At 36.8% G+C, this 15,000-nt stretch carries 9 protein-coding genes; 3 read left to right on the forward strand and 6 right to left on the reverse strand.

Going from position 1 to position 15,000, the window contains the following annotated elements:
- Window positions 1–64: 64 nt before the first annotated feature.
- Window positions 65–1,279 carry a zinc-dependent peptidase gene (locus J0L69_01945; protein MBN8691924.1) on the forward strand — a complete coding sequence of 405 codons (1,215 nt, stop codon included), beginning with the start codon at window positions 65–67 and terminating at the stop codon, window positions 1,277–1,279.
- A 16-nt stretch (window positions 1,280–1,295) separates the two neighbouring features.
- A complete protein-coding gene (locus J0L69_01950; GenBank protein MBN8691925.1) occupies window positions 1,296–2,588 on the forward strand; it encodes an aminopeptidase P family protein in 1,293 nt (430 codons plus the stop codon).
- A 72-nt stretch (window positions 2,589–2,660) separates the two neighbouring features.
- Here J0L69_01950 and J0L69_01955 read toward each other — a convergent pair whose 3' ends face one another.
- From J0L69_01955 to mnmG, 3 genes are all read right to left on the reverse strand, one after another.
- Window positions 2,661–3,581: a T9SS type A sorting domain-containing protein gene (locus J0L69_01955; GenBank protein ID MBN8691926.1), complete on the reverse strand. Its 921-nt coding sequence runs from the start codon at window positions 3,579–3,581 to the stop codon at window positions 2,661–2,663.
- A gap of 557 nt (window positions 3,582–4,138) precedes the next feature.
- The gene (locus J0L69_01960; protein MBN8691927.1) at window positions 4,139–5,026 is read right to left on the reverse strand and encodes a class I SAM-dependent methyltransferase; all 888 of its coding nucleotides are present in this window, start codon (window positions 5,024–5,026) and stop codon (window positions 4,139–4,141) included.
- Window positions 5,027–5,048: 22 nt separating this feature from the next.
- Window positions 5,049–6,920: a tRNA uridine-5-carboxymethylaminomethyl(34) synthesis enzyme MnmG gene (mnmG, locus tag J0L69_01965; protein MBN8691928.1), complete on the reverse strand. Its 1,872-nt coding sequence runs from the start codon at window positions 6,918–6,920 to the stop codon at window positions 5,049–5,051.
- Window positions 6,921–7,160: 240 nt separating this feature from the next.
- Here mnmG and J0L69_01970 point away from each other — a divergent pair, with 240 nt between their 5' ends.
- Window positions 7,161–8,660, forward strand: coding sequence for an OmpA family protein (locus J0L69_01970; GenBank protein ID MBN8691929.1), 1,500 nt, complete (start codon window positions 7,161–7,163; stop codon window positions 8,658–8,660).
- A gap of 43 nt (window positions 8,661–8,703) precedes the next feature.
- Here J0L69_01970 and J0L69_01975 read toward each other — a convergent pair whose 3' ends face one another.
- Genes J0L69_01975 through J0L69_01985 form a run of 3 tightly spaced genes read right to left on the reverse strand, consistent with a single transcriptional unit; the run spans window position 8,704 to window position 14,986 of the window.
- Window positions 8,704–9,462, reverse strand: coding sequence for a response regulator (locus J0L69_01975; GenBank protein ID MBN8691930.1), 759 nt, complete (start codon window positions 9,460–9,462; stop codon window positions 8,704–8,706).
- Window positions 9,463–9,468: 6 nt separating this feature from the next.
- On the reverse strand, window positions 9,469–13,314 hold the full coding sequence (locus tag J0L69_01980) for a PAS domain S-box protein (GenBank protein MBN8691931.1): 3,846 nt from the start codon (window positions 13,312–13,314) through the stop codon (window positions 9,469–9,471).
- On the reverse strand, window positions 13,307–14,986 hold the full coding sequence (locus tag J0L69_01985) for a hypothetical protein (protein ID MBN8691932.1): 1,680 nt from the start codon (window positions 14,984–14,986) through the stop codon (window positions 13,307–13,309). Before J0L69_01985 ends, J0L69_01980 begins: the two co-directional genes overlap by 8 nt.
- Between the last annotated feature and the right edge of the window lie 14 nt (window positions 14,987–15,000).

Below are 15,000 nucleotides of genomic sequence, written 5' to 3' on the forward strand. Positions count from 1 at the left end.
GCATTGAAAACAGAGGGTAAATTATGTTTTAATTTTAAAAGTTTTTTCGGATTTTAGCCATGTAATGGCCCCCGACGACATTCGTTTAAACCCAACTGATCTTCATGCTTTTTTAGAAAAGTACTTTTCGTATTATAATACACTCAATGGTCATAACAAAAACCTATTTGTTGAACGGCTTCTGATTTTTATTCGGTCAAAGCATTTTGTTTCACAAAAAAATCTTGAAGTAAACAACAAGGTAAAGGCCATCGTTTCCGCCTCTGCCGTTCAGCTTACCTTGGGATTAAAAGATTGGCAATTGGGATATTTTGATACGATTATTTTATTTCCGGCCGACTTCAAAAATGAAATTAGCGGTTTGTACTTGAAGGGAGAAACCAATTTAACCGGGTTTGTTTCTTTCAGTTGGAAAAGCTTTATTGAAGGTTATCGTATTCCAAACGACAACATTAATTTAGGATTACACGAGTTTGCCCACGCCTTAAGGTTTAATGGAATTCGCGGCGAAAACAACGATTACTTCTTTGAAAATTATTTTTGGAAGTGGTATTGCTATGCTTATAAAGAATTTTACAAGTTGCAGAAAGGGCTGCCAAGCATTTTCCGCTCATACGGCGGGGCCAACATTAATGAATTTCTTAGCGTTGCCATTGAACATTTTTTCGAATCACCGCAACAATTCAAAAACAACGCTCCGGAGTTATATTCGGCAACCGCTATTTTATTAAATCAAAAAACCGACGGAACTACTACGGAAATCAATGTCCGCGAAAAAGAGTTTGATTATTTAAAAAAGAAAGAATCGATTAGCGCCTTTAATCCTGACATGAGCTTTTTTACCAGTCCGGGCGTTCAGTCGTCGTATATCTTTATTTTAATTGGAGCATTAACCATTCTTCAAACAGGATTGTTTTCTTTTCCTTCTCTATTCGTTTTAGCCCTGTATGCAGGACTCATGCTCAAAAATGACTTCAAGTATGCGCGCTTTATGGTGGATGAAAACGGAATCAAAATTTATAAGGGTTTTTTAGCTTTCCGTAACCGGAGTATCCGGCAGATTTCACTTTACCAGTTGGTAAATGTTGAGTTGGATGATGGGGGTAATGACCAGACCGTTATATTTAACTATTTCGACAGCTTGCAAAACTTTTGCTCAGATACCACTAGCGTGAAAATGGATGACGAGGTTAAATTGCGCTTTATTAACGAGTTGCGTAAAAACTTCGTATGGGTAATTGCCCCAAAATTAAATCCTATAAATACCTTATCTTCGTAATCAAAATTTCTACACCATGAAATACGCGCCTATTAAAAACAATCTTTTTATAGAAAACAGAAACCGTTATCGCCAACATTTAAAGCCGGGCGCTATCAGTGTGTTTGTAAGCAACGATATTTTACCAACAAACGCCGACGGAGCCATGGGGTTCCGACAAAACAGCGATTTGTTCTATTTAACCGGTGTTGATCAGGAAGACACCATCTTGGTTTTGTTTCCCGACGCTAAAGACAATAAAATGCGCGAAATTTTATTTGTTAAGGAAACTAGTGAGCTTATCGCTATTTGGGAAGGCGCTAAATTAACCAAAGAACAAGCCACGCAAACAAGTGGTATTGAAACCATATTTTGGTATCATGAATTTGAAAAGGTATTTAAAACCTTGATTTTTCAGGCCGAATTTGTATATCTAAACAGCAACGAGCATACACGCCGTTACATTGATACAGAAACTGCAGAAATGCGCTTTGCCAAGTGGATGAAAGAAAAGTTTCCGCTTCATAAAATTGAGCGCTCTGCCCCTATCATGCATAAAATTCGCGCGATTAAGAGCACCTACGAAATCGAGCTTATTCAACAAGCTTGCGATATTACCGAGAAAGGATTCCGCCGTTTATTGAAATTTGTAAAGCCGGGTGTGTGGGAATATGAAATTGAAGCGGAATTAATTCACGAGTTTATCAGAAACAGAAGCCAGGGCTTTGCCTATGGGCCAATTATTGCAAGCGGACACAACGCTTGTGTTCTTCACTATGTGGAAAACAACAAACAATGTAAAGCCGGAGATGTTTTACTTTTAGATACTGCCGCAGAATATTCTAATTACGCCAGTGATTTAACGCGTTGTATTCCGGTTAGCGGGAAATTCAGCAAACGTCAGAAAGCGGTTTATAATGCGGTGTTACGTGTTATGAAAGCCGCAACCAAAATGCTTAAAGACGGCAATACCTTTGAGAAATATAACAAGGCTGTTGGGGAGTTAATGACGGAAGAACTTTTAAAATTAAAGCTTATCAAAGCCTCTGATGTAAAAAAGCAAAACCCTGCCTGGCCGGCTTATAAAAAATACTTCATGCACGGCACATCTCATTTCTTGGGATTAGATGTTCATGATGTTGGTTTCTTTAATGAACCTATGCGTCCGGGAATGGTATTTACGGTTGAACCGGGGATATATATTCCTGAAGAAAACCTGGGCATTCGTTTAGAGAATAATATTCTCATTACAACAAAAGGTCAGGTTGACTTAATGAAAAATATTCCATTAGAGGCAGAAGAAATAGAAGACATCATGAACAGTAAATAAAAACAAAGGCCCGAGCAATCGGGCTTTTTTGTATTTAAATAATAATTATTATGTTAAATAGGCTCTTTGGTTTTATAATTTCACAAACCGCGCGCGAACAATATTTCCTTGGCTACTTATTGCTGTCACGAAATAGATTCCGCAATCAAGAGCAGAAACATCTACTTGATCATCGATAATGTTTATTTGCTTTTCTTTTCCACACACATCAAATACACGAATAGTATTCATGATAAAATCTCCCTGAAGTTTAAAACGAGTCGCTGTGGGATTTGGAAACAAGACAAGTTTTTCAGGAATTAAAACGCTTCCATCAATGTTATTTATGTAATTACAATTACTAGATACATTGTAATTACCAAATGAATTATCAAAATAACATCTAAACGCTCCGCCGGCTAAAATATCCGGATCCACTATCGCTCCTTCACAAACAAAAGGAAATAAGAAGTTCTTCTTGCTTCCGATTTTTTCATATACGGTATCGATAACTGTTGTTGTGAAAGTACTCATATAAACATGTGTATATTTCAAAACCAATTTTCTTAATTGTACGGCGTTTAATGTAACGGTTCCTGTATCCAATACCTCAACAGCTTTTCGGGGAATAACATTGCACGAACCGCCATGAGGAGAAACAACGCGTAGCCATTTATCACCAATTGCCGCATTGAAATTAAAGAGTGTATCAAATTGAGAGTTGATGTTGAAATAATAAATCACTTTGTTGTTTTCGTAAGTAAAATGGTTTGTAATAGAAACGTTAACCGTCCCGGTTGGTGCAAACACTGGATTGTAACCTATAAAACGGTGGTTTATTTTCTTACAGGTTTTTGATTGAATGACCGTGTCACCAACATAAATAAGATCTGAATAGCCTACGCATTGAAACCCATACATAGCGTGCTTCCATATAGCACCGGGCGGACACCAGTTTTGAGCTTTGCTTAGCGTAGACCCAAAGACAAGTAGAAGGGCAATAAGAATTCGCATGCTCGAATTTAGTGCTTTTTAAACGCTATAAACGCGCCTTCTTCAAAAACCGAGCAAGGCCTGACTTCTGAGGCTGAAGTACGCTATAAAGACTTACAATTGGCTTTGTTAATAGTTTTATTTGATTAAGGTTGGTTTTTGCAATATTAGTCCTTGACTTATTAGTTAAGGATTTTTATAAGCGCAACGTATCGATTCGCCCTTGCTCTTTAGAAGACTTCTTGTTCCTTTCTATAGAACTATACATAAATTCAATTATAGCTTATTAATTGAAAACAGGGCATTACAAGTAAATTAAAATTATAATAGGTCTAAAATTCGGTTCTGGTTTCAGCTATTATTTAAGAAATGCTTAAGGCGTAAAAGTCCTTTAATTTTCCTTAACTAAAGAGTAAGGCATTCGATTTCCTTAACTGAATCAAAGAGACAGATTGAGGCTTAGATTTGATATTTAGGAAAAACCTAGAAGAAAGCTTAGAGAGCTGTTCTGTCCGAATAAATAAAGAATAGGCACATTGTTTCACGTGGAACAAAGTACAGGAAATAAAAAAAGGCCCTTAGGCCTTTTTAAAGATGTATATCACGCTGGAGTAGGCGTTGGGGTCCCTTGCCCTAAGATTAGATCTTAGGCCGTTTATAAAGGCGTTTAAATAGCGTATAGAGCCAGTCTTGTATTTCTCTGAAAGCATACTCACATAGAAACTATCAAACTTCATCGGTAAGCTTTTGACATGTGTAAAGCCAAACTTAGAAAGCAGTTTAGAAACAGAGTCTAGATTAAAATGATAGATATGACGCGGAACATCATAGCCCGCCCAATACTCTTTGTATTGCTGCGCATCAAAAGAAGTATAATTTGGAACGGCGATTATAAGGGTTCCCTTATCGCTAAGGTGATCCTTAAAGAAACTTAACGTATCGTCTAAATCCGTTACGTGCTCCAATACGTGCCATAAAGTAATAACATCGAGCTTCGAACCACCTAATTCTCGCGCCAAACTTTCCTTAGTATTAAATACACTTAGCCCTTTGTTTGAAGCTATAGTCCTGGCATCAGAATCCGGTTCGAAGCCGAAAGATTTCCAGCCGGCTTCTTTACAGGTATTCAAAAACATTCCGGTACCACAGCCATAATCCAAAATTGTTCCACGTGAAACAAAAGATTCAATGAGGCCTAATTTCTTCTTGAGTGTGTAAGAACGCACCGCATGATAAAGGCGATTTATTAAGCCTTTCTTGGTGTTGGTATGGCTAACGTAGTCTTCCGATTTATAGTACTGACCAATGGTGTCATCGCTAGGTCTTGGGTTTGTGTATTTGAATCCACAGGCCGCACAAGAAACGATATTGAAAGTTTCCTGGCTCACCGTATAATCCTTACAGGAAATAAACGGTTGGCTTTGGCCTGAACCACAAACCGGACATTTGTCTAATTTATATAGCATAGGTTTCGTTCCACGTGGAACTTTATCGGCCCATATGAACTAACAATACCGAAATATCTGCCGGGTTAATTCCCGAGATCCGGCTTGCTTGTCCGATAGAGGCGGGTTTAAACTTCTTTAGTTTTTCCTTGGCTTCTGTACCAAGACTTACAATTGTATCATAATTGAAGTTGGGATTAATCTTTAAATCTTCAAGGCGCTTTAGCTTTTCCGCGTTCTCTTGTTCACGCTGAAGATAGCCCTCATACTTCATTAGAATCTCTGCTTGCTCAATTGTTTCTTCCGACAAATATTCACAAAGTCCGTTTACATCCTTGCACGAGCCGGCAATGCCTTTTATAGAAACGTCCGGCCTGGAAAGAATATTATAATAACGCATCTTTTGGTTGACCTCCGCAGAATTCACGGAACTTAAATAAGGATTAATTTCATCAGGATTTGCGCTGGTGTTCTTAAAGTAATCAATCACCTTCTCATAATCCTTAATCTTTTGTTCTACCTTCTCATACCTTTCCTGACTGGCTAATCCAAGCTGATGGGAAAGGGGAGTAAGGCGAACGTCCGCATTGTCCTGTCTCAACAATAATCTATATTCAGCCCGCGAAGTAAACATACGATACGGCTCTTCGGTTCCCTTTGTAACCAAATCATCAATCAAAACGCCGATATAAGCATCGTAACGATTAAGAACAAAAGGGTTCTTTTCGTTAACTTTTAAATGAGCATTCATGCCTGCAATTAATCCCTGACAAGCCGCTTCTTCGTAACCGGTCGTTCCGTTGATCTGTCCCGCGAAATATAAATTCTCAATAAGCTGCGTCTCTAAAGTTAGTCCTAATTGAGTAGGAGGGAAGTAATCATACTCAATAGCATAACCGGGTCTGAACATTTTTGCGTTTTCAAAGCCCGGAATCAGCATAAGTGCCTGATACTGAACGTCTTCTTGTAAAGAGGTGCTAAATCCGTTCACATATATCTCAACCGTGTTCCATCCTTCCGGCTCTACAAACAACTGATGGCGCTCTCTTTCCGAAAAACGCGTGATTTTATCTTCAATACTTGGGCAATATCTTGGTCCAAGCCCTTGTATTCTTCCTTGAAACATCGGCGACTTCTCAAAGCCTGTGCGAAGTATCTCGTGAACTTTCTCGTTGGTATAAGTAATATGACAAGGTACTTGCTTTTTTAGTGGTTGTGTGGCGTCAGAAAAACTGAATTTATAATTGCAGTCGTCCCCGTCCTGAACCTCCATTTTAGAATAATCCAAAGATCTTCCGTCGATACGAGGCGGCGTACCTGTTTTCATTCTTCCACTTTCAAAACCCAACTTCACCAATTGCTCGGTAATTCCGTGTGAAGCAGATTCGCCTGTTCTTCCTCCACCTAATTGCTTTTCTCCAATATGAATAACGCCGTTTAAGAATGTACCATTTGTAAGTACAACGGCTTTTGCTTTAAATTCAATTCCCAATCCGGTTATTACACCTTCAACTCTTTTTCCGTTTTTACTGATAATTAATGAACGAACCATGTCTTGCCAGAAATCAACATTTGGCGTTTGTTCCAGCATTTCGCGCCATTTGGCAGCAAAAAGCATGCGGTCGTTTTGAGAGCGCGGACTCCACATGGCAGGACCCTTGCTTCTGTTCAGCATTCTGAATTGTATCGCAGAGACATCGGAAACAATTCCGCTATAACCTCCCAGGGCATCAATCTCACGAACAATTTGACCCTTAGCAATTCCTCCCATGGCGGGATTACAACTCATTTGGGCAATGGTTTGCATGTTCATGGTTACCAAAAGCACCTTTGAGCCCATGTTGGCTGCTGCTGCAGCGGCTTCGCAACCGGCGTGGCCCGCTCCAACAACTATGATATCGTATTGCTGTGTCAAAATGTTTTGCAAAGATACTACAAATATTGCGTCTAATAATTTCTTTAGAACCCATTTAATTAATTCATCCTTAATAAGCTTACATATTCTTGTCATTTTTGGTTTTATCCTTTTCTTAATTGTTTTCATGCTCCTTGATTTATTATATATACCAGGACCCGAACAGATTTAACAAAAACTTTTATGGAATAATTATGTAACGCGCATCTCAATACAAACGTTATAATAAAAACCTATCCCATGAAAAGAAATTACGCCCTCACATTGATAGCCGGAATGAGCTGTGCTTTATTAAGCGCCCAATACAACGGCAACTTTAAAGTGTTTTCACCAAGCAAGGAAAACGGTCCGTATAGTTTAGAAAAGCTTTTACAATCCATGGCCGGCGATGGGGTTGTATTAAAAAGTTATTCCATTACAAAAACGTCGAGCGATGAGGCTTTTGGTTTTTTTGAAGATAAGCAAGGTCGACTTGGTATGAAAAAAGGACTTATTATGACTACAGGAGGAATTGCCGGCTTATCGAGTAAAAACTTACAAGCCGCCATGTCAAACAACACACACGCTAAAGCAGAAGGGCGTGAGGTGATGAACGCAAACGATAATACAGGTTACGATGATTTAGAAAAACTATTGGAAAGAAATCAAAAAACCTTTGATGCCTGTGTCATTGAATTAGACGTGGTACCAACTGCAGATACTTTAACTTTTAATTATGTGTTCGGCTCTGAAGAATATGATGAGTTTGTGGGTTCAAGTTATAACGACGTGTTTGCTTTTTTCATTAGCGGAAAAGGGATTAAGAATGTGAAAAATTTAGCGGTGGTTCCTAATACAAAAACACCTGTTAGCGTAAACAGCATTAATAATGGCGGGGGTTCTTATGGTAAATCAGCCAGCAATCCCGCTTATTTTGTGAGTAACCTGGATGGTCGTGTAGGATTAGAATATGATGGCGTAACAAAACTAATGGAGATTAAACAAGCCGTTACTCCATACGAAACATATCACATTAAACTGGCTATTGCCGATGTGGGTGACAACGCATACGATTCAGGTGTTTTAATTGAAGGAAGAAGCATTGTTTCGTATGAAAAAAAGTACAACGTTTTGTATGACAAAAACAGTAACAAAATTGAAAGTGGTTATCAGCACATGCTGGATGCGCTCGCTGCAGAATATAAAAATTACGGGGGTAAAATAATTCTAACCGGACACACAGATAGCGAAGGTGGAGAAGCCGAATCGCAAGAATTATCTTGTTCGCGCGCTTATGGTGTAAGCGCTTATTTACAAAGTAAAGGTGTGAAAGAAAGCAATATCATAATTGATTGTAAGGGTCAAAACATGCCGGCCAACGAAAATTATAATGAGACGGGAAAAACATTGAACCGTCGTGTTGAGTTAAAAATTACCGGCGACAATACCGCCTATTATGAAAACAAAACCATTGCCGACTCAAAATTACCTGTACAAGAAAAATCTTCCTTAATAAAAAACTTCCCAAATCCTTTCATTGGCACAACAACTATTGAAGCCTCTATTCTGCCTCAAGTAAAAGAAGCTTATTTATTAATTAACGATATAGCCGGAAAAGTAGTGAAGCAAATTTATTTAGTGGAACGCGGTAGTACAAGTGCTTTATTTGATGGTGGAAATTTAGCTGAAGGAATTTACAATGTCACCTTGTTTACAGACGGAAGTGTAAGTGGAAATCTGAAAATAGTAAACAATAAATAATAAGCTATAATAAAAAACCCCTCTTAGTCGAAGGGTTTTAAATTTATAATAGATTAAGCTTTCCGAGTAATTCATCGCGGTACGAACCGCCAACCGGAATTGCCTTTTTTTCATTTTCTAATATGACCGTTTGGTTTTCGATAGCCTGAATTTTATCGGTGCGCACAATATAAGAGCGATGTACGCGTACAAAATCAACTGTTCCTAGTTTCTTTTCAATATCCTTCATGGTAGAGTGCACGGTGTAACGCGCGTACTGAGTATTAATAATCACATAATCCTTCAGTGCTTCCACATAATAAATATCTTTCAAGTAAACCTTAACCAATTTACTGTTTGCTTTCACAAACAAAATATCATTCTGAGTGCCGTCTTTATTTTCAACTAAAGAATATAAAAAATCACGTTCTTTTTGAAGAGCCGCGTCTTTTTGGTGTTTATACACGGCCATTTCAATTGTACTGTGTAAATCAATTTCCTTAAATGGCTTTAAAATATATCCGTAGGGCTCGGTCACTTTTGCGCGACTTAAGGTGCTTTCGTCGGCGTAAGCGGTTAAGAAAATAACCGGCACGTTTACAAATTTGCGTAATTGTTCCGCCACTTCAATTCCCGTTAAATCTCCCTTAATCATGATGTCCATAAGAACAACATCGGGGTTTAAGGATTTAATTTGCTCGATGGCATCGTTCCCGTTATTAGCAATTCCCAAAACGTTATACCCTAATTTAATAAGGTTGTTTTGGATGTCTTTAGCAACGATGCTTTCGTCTTCAACTATAAAAATATTCAACTTTTCCATTCTGTTTTACATTGGGAAATTAATAAAAAACCCGGTGCCCTTTTCCTTATTTTCTTTAAGTTCAATGTTGCCGTTTAATTGTTCAACAAGGGTATTAACAAGTTGCAGACCTAATGAGTTGGTGTTTTTAAAGTCCACCTCTTTAGGGAAGCCCTTTCCGTTATCCGACACTTCCAAAAATAAGATATTATCTTTAGTATACAAATTTATGAAAATAATTCCTTCTTTTTCGTCGTTAAAGGCGTGTTTAATGGAGTTGGTAACCAGCTCGTTTATGATTAAGCCGGCCGGAATTGATGTGTCGAGGTTTAAAATCACCTTTTGAAGATCCATCACGAGCCTTACCTTTTGAATAGATGCCGTATAGGAATGAAGAATGTTGTTGGTTAGAGTAGTAACGTAATCAGAGAAATTAATGGACGAGAACGTTTTGTTTTGATACAATGACTCATGAATATAGGCCATGGTTTTAATTCGGTTCTGGCTTTCCTTTAATAGATTCAATGCGTAATTATCCGTTACGTAAGAAGACTGAAGGTTAAGAATACTTGAAATAACCTGCATGTTGTTCTTTACACGATGATGAACTTCCTTCAATAAAATTTCCTTCTCTTTCAGTGACTGTGTAATTCTTTCTTCGTAACGTTTGTTCTCCGTAATATCAATTCCTAATCCGGAAACCTCTATCACTTGATTGTTTTGATCTTTGATAGGATACAAAACATATTGACGATATACTTTAGTGCCATCGCGGTTAAAGCGTTCGGTTGTAAACTCTGCCGGAACTCCCGAGAAGGCTAATTCATATTTTTCATCCCAAAACTCTTGATAGGGTTTAGTGGCGCCGTTTCCTAACTGCCGAATACTTTTGTTTTCCTGCGGATAAAATCCATATAGGTTATAAATTGCGTTTGCATAATTCTGATTAAAGGATGTTATTTCCTTTTTGTGGTTAATTGTCCAAATTAATTGGCTTCCACTCTCAAAAATAGCTTTTAGCTTTGCTGCTTGTTCTTTAATTTGTTCGGCATTTTTAATTCGGTCCGATATGTCATGAGCGATTCCGGAAACCTCAATGATTTTTCCTCCTTCGTAAACCGGATTTAAGAAGACTTCTAAAAATATTTTATTATTCTTTTTATCGGTGAATGTTGTTTCAAAGTTTATAGTTTCTCCGGCAAACGCTTTTTTATATTGATTATTCCACCACTCATTATAAGCGCGCTTACTTACCATTTTACCCTTATTGATAACCGTACCCAATTTTGATTCTAGACCATAAACTAATTTTATCAATCGCGAATAGTTGTGGTTAAAAGACGTGAGCTCGTTTTTCTGATTAATCGTCCAGATGTAATGCAAACCCCCGTCAAAAATAGCTTGAAGTTTTGCGGTTTGGTTTTTTACTTTTTGCTCATTCAATATTTTGTCGGTGATATCAATTCCCATTCCTGATACTTCAGAAATATTATTTTTATCATCATAAATAGGATGTAAATAAATTTGCCGGAATGTTTTTTCTCCTCTTCGGTTGAGGCGCTCTGTAATGAACTCAACAATTTCTCCTTTAAATACCTTTTCTGCTTTTCCCTCCCAAAACTTTAAATATTCTTGTTTTTCTTTTGGGTTGGATGGAGTAACTAAAGGCATTCCCAAAACCGGTCGCTTACCATATAAATCATTTATGGCGTTCGAGAAATTCGTATTAAACGAAGTATAAATATTTTCTTTGTTGAAGGTCCACATGATATGAGTACCACTCTCAAAAATAGCTTTTAGTTTCGCGGCTTTTTCAATGTTTTGCTTTTCAAACTTTTTACTATCGGTAACATCGTGTGCTAAGCAGGCGATTTCAACAACCTTTCCGGCTTCGCTTTTAATTGGACTGAGAAAAACCTCTCTGAAAATTTCTTCACCTTTGTTGTTTTTATCGCGCCTTTCAAACACAACATACTCGCCTTCCAGAACGCGCTTATAATACGGATGCCAAAGTGATTTATTTTCTTTTTTAAAACTTTCAGGAATAAATTCAAAAGCTTGTTTTCCTAAAATTGGAAATATGCCGTATTTCTTCTTGAATGTGTTTCTGTAATTATTATTGAAGTAGGTTAGCTCCAGTTTATTGTTTACGGTCCAAACTAAATGGGAGCTGCTTTCGAAAATGGCGCTCAGCTTAGCAGCTTGCAAAGTAATTTCCTTTTCGTGCTGCTTTAATTTTTCTTCTACCTTTTTTCTAAGCTCAATCTCTTTAATGAGGTTCTTGTTGTGCTCTTCCGCAATCTCAGCACGCAATCTCTCCTTTTCGTAAATTTCCTTTTGCGAAACGTCTTGTATAATAGTTAAAACCGAATTCACTCCGTTGTACTTTACCGGAACAGATCTTAATTCAATGTTAACGGTTTCGTTCTTTGTATTTACAATTTTGTATGGTTTAAAGCCAAGTTCCTTACCATTTAATACATGCTTTATTCGTTCAAGCGCGGGGAGACGTTGCTCAGGAATAATATAGTTTATTAAGTTTTTTCCGAGGACCTCCTTCTCATTTTTTGCTTTCAGTATTTTCAAAAGCTCCTTGTTGCACATCCGGCAGATTCCTTGGTCGTGAATAACAAAGGCCATTGGCGACTCATTTAATAATTGATGATAGTCGCTCCACTTTTGATTTAATTCCGCTTCTTTCTCTTTTAACTCAGTGATGTTTCTTACAATGCCGAACAAAAACTTAACCTTTCCCTTTTCATCCATTATTGGCGAGACATTGTCTTCCATCCATAATATCTTGCCATCAGCACTTTTAACCTGATAAATAACACTCTTTGATTTGAAGGCGTTTCGCTTTTGTTGCGAAGCGGCGATAACTTCGTGTCTCTTTAAATCATTGCTTTTACCAATGGTTTTTTTGCTAATAAAAAAAGCGTCCTTATAAAAAACTTCCGGCTCGTAACCTAACACTTGCTTTACAGAGGGGCTCATGTAAATGTATTTTGGTTTGGGCTGATAGGTAAAAAAATAAATTATCTCACGCGCATTCGTTGAAATTAAATTGAACTTTTCATTAGAGTTAATAAGCTCATCCTGTGTTTTTTTAAACTCAGTAACATCACGGCTAATTCCGATTATCGAAATAATATTTCCTTTTGAATCTCTTATTGGCGTATAAACCGTTTCTAACCAAACAGTAGACTTATTTTTTCTAAAAAAACGAATGGTGTTTCCTGTTTGCTTTGAATTGATAAATTTATTAAAGTCGCTGATCGAAAAAATAAACTTTCGTTTGTCCTCAGGATGAATGACTTTTTCATAAAATTTTGGATCAGCAATAAAATCACTTTTCTTATAACCTAAAATGTCATGTAAAGAATCACTAATAAACGTAAAGTGCGGTTTGGGATAAAACTCGAATTTGAAAAAAATATCATTCGCGTGTCGGTTTATTTGATTAAATAATTCCGTTTTCCTTAATAACTCTTGCTCTCTTTGCTTTCGATTTGTTATCTCGAGAATGATCGTTTGAATAGCCGGCTTTCCATTAAATAAAATTCTGTTGGAGCGCGATTCTATATCGCAAACGTTTCCTAATGGTGTTTTAATACTAAAATCGATTCTCTCAAACGGTTTACCGCTTAAAATTTTAATATTATTTTTTCGAATGGGATCATGGAAAGCGGGTAGTAAAAAATCAAAAACGCTTCTTTGCTTTTTTAAAAAGCCGGATGGATTCTTTAAACCAAGTATATCAAATCCTGCTTTATTGATATAATGAATTTTTTCATTATCGAAAATAATTGCAGCTACCGGTAAATTGTCGAGAGTTTCGGTACTTACGCTCGGAGTATCATTTAACTTAGTCACCTTGTTGTTTGTTGTTTTCCTGCGGTTTGTTTTTAATGGCTGTAGAATAATCTCTTAAACTTTCCTCATAGGTGGGTTTAATTTTTATTCCTTGAAGTTTTACTTCAATGTCATTTTCATAAGTAATCGTTAAATAGTTGTAACCGTTCTCGTCATAAAATTTCCAATCACCTTGTTTTAATCCGCCGGCATAATTACCATAAAACATTTTTAGTCCGTTTTCATAATACCATATATGCAAGCCTTCGGGGTCTCCGTTAATAAAACGGCCTTCAAACCGCGGCTTTCCCTTTGGCATGTAATAACTGCGCCATAAACTATCTTGTTTATCTAATGAGTATTTACCAATTTCCTTATACTCGGGAGTTTCATACACCCAAATTCCTTCCTTCATGTTATCAATATACTCGCCTTTGGTTAATATTTTTCCATCTTCAGAATAATCAACCATAACACCTTCACGTTTACCATTAACGTATGTTTCTTCGCGCATTAAAGCATCGTTATCATAATACCAACGCCAAACTCCTTTTGGTCGGCCTTTTTTATCATACACGCCTTTCTGTTCAATTTTACCGTTTGGATAATAAAATATCCAATCGTTAATTCGATTATCATTAGCATATAATCCTTTTGCTTTAAACTCTCCTGTATTATGATACTCCATCCATATTCCTATTTTGTTTCGTAAACTATCTACGGGTCCGCGTTCAATAATAATTCCTTCATTATACGTAATGGCAGAGTCGGGTACCGGGATATTACGGCATACCCATTTTTTAATCCACACATCTGTAGAATCATCGCGCTTGTATAATAAAGAATCGCATTGAAATTTTCTTTTGTACTTGTAATGTGTACCAACTGGGTAGCCATTAGCATACGGACCTTCATATTTTAAAACGCCGTCATCATAATAATCTTTATAAATTTCAAGCACAGCTAACTCGGGAGCATTTAATATTTGTTTTCCTAAGTTAAATTTCTCTGTTTTCTTTAAGTTTCCTTTTTCATCGTATTGCTTTACATAACCATCCAATAAATTATCATTATAGCGTTCTTCTTTTTTTACGGAACCATCATTATAAAATTCTTTCCAAATACCTTGCTTATTTCCTTCAGCATCTTTTCTGTTAACTCTATCTGCACTTTGTAATATGCCGTTTTTGTATTTATAGATAGCGATAACTAATGAATCTTCTGATAATTCATAGGATGTTCCGTCCGGTTTACCATTTAAATAAGGTGTGGTTTGTTTAGTTTTACCGGATGGATAGAAGTGTATGGTAAGTCCTTGCTTAATATCATTTACATAAACTTCACGAGAAACAATTTTTTCTGCTGTATCATAATTACACACAAACCCGTCTTTTTTTCCTTCTTTATAATTGATGGTTTTAGTTAGTCGACCATTTTCGGAATAAAATTTCCAAACACTGTCTAATTGAAAATTTTTACGGTTACCTTCAATTTTCATTTTACCGTTACGGTGATAATTTTTCCAATAACCATCCGGTTTACCATCTTTCATTAAACCTTCTGATGATAAAGCACCGTTATCGTAATAGAATTTATTATAACCGTTTGGATTGGTTGTTTGAGCTGATAAAAAACCAAAAACGTTACTAAGAATAAAAATGGTAACTAAAATATGTCGTTTTAAAAGTACCACGGCTTTATCCTTTA

The organism is Bacteroidota bacterium (assembly GCA_017303905.1).
GTDB lineage: Bacteria > Bacteroidota > Bacteroidia > B-17B0 > Aurantibacillaceae > JAHEYG01.

Coding starts and splice junctions, on each gene's coding strand:
- J0L69_01945 (MBN8691924.1), top strand. CDS start 65: ATGGCCCCCGACGACATTCGTTTAAACCCAACTGATCTTCATGCTTTT.
- J0L69_01950 (MBN8691925.1), top strand. CDS start 1,296: ATGAAATACGCGCCTATTAAAAACAATCTTTTTATAGAAAACAGAAAC.
- J0L69_01955 (MBN8691926.1), bottom strand. CDS start 3,581: ATGCGAATTCTTATTGCCCTTCTACTTGTCTTTGGGTCTACGCTAAGC.
- J0L69_01960 (MBN8691927.1), bottom strand. CDS start 5,026: ATGCTATATAAATTAGACAAATGTCCGGTTTGTGGTTCAGGCCAAAGC.
- J0L69_01970 (MBN8691929.1), top strand. CDS start 7,161: ATGAAAAGAAATTACGCCCTCACATTGATAGCCGGAATGAGCTGTGCT.
- J0L69_01975 (MBN8691930.1), bottom strand. CDS start 9,462: ATGGAAAAGTTGAATATTTTTATAGTTGAAGACGAAAGCATCGTTGCT.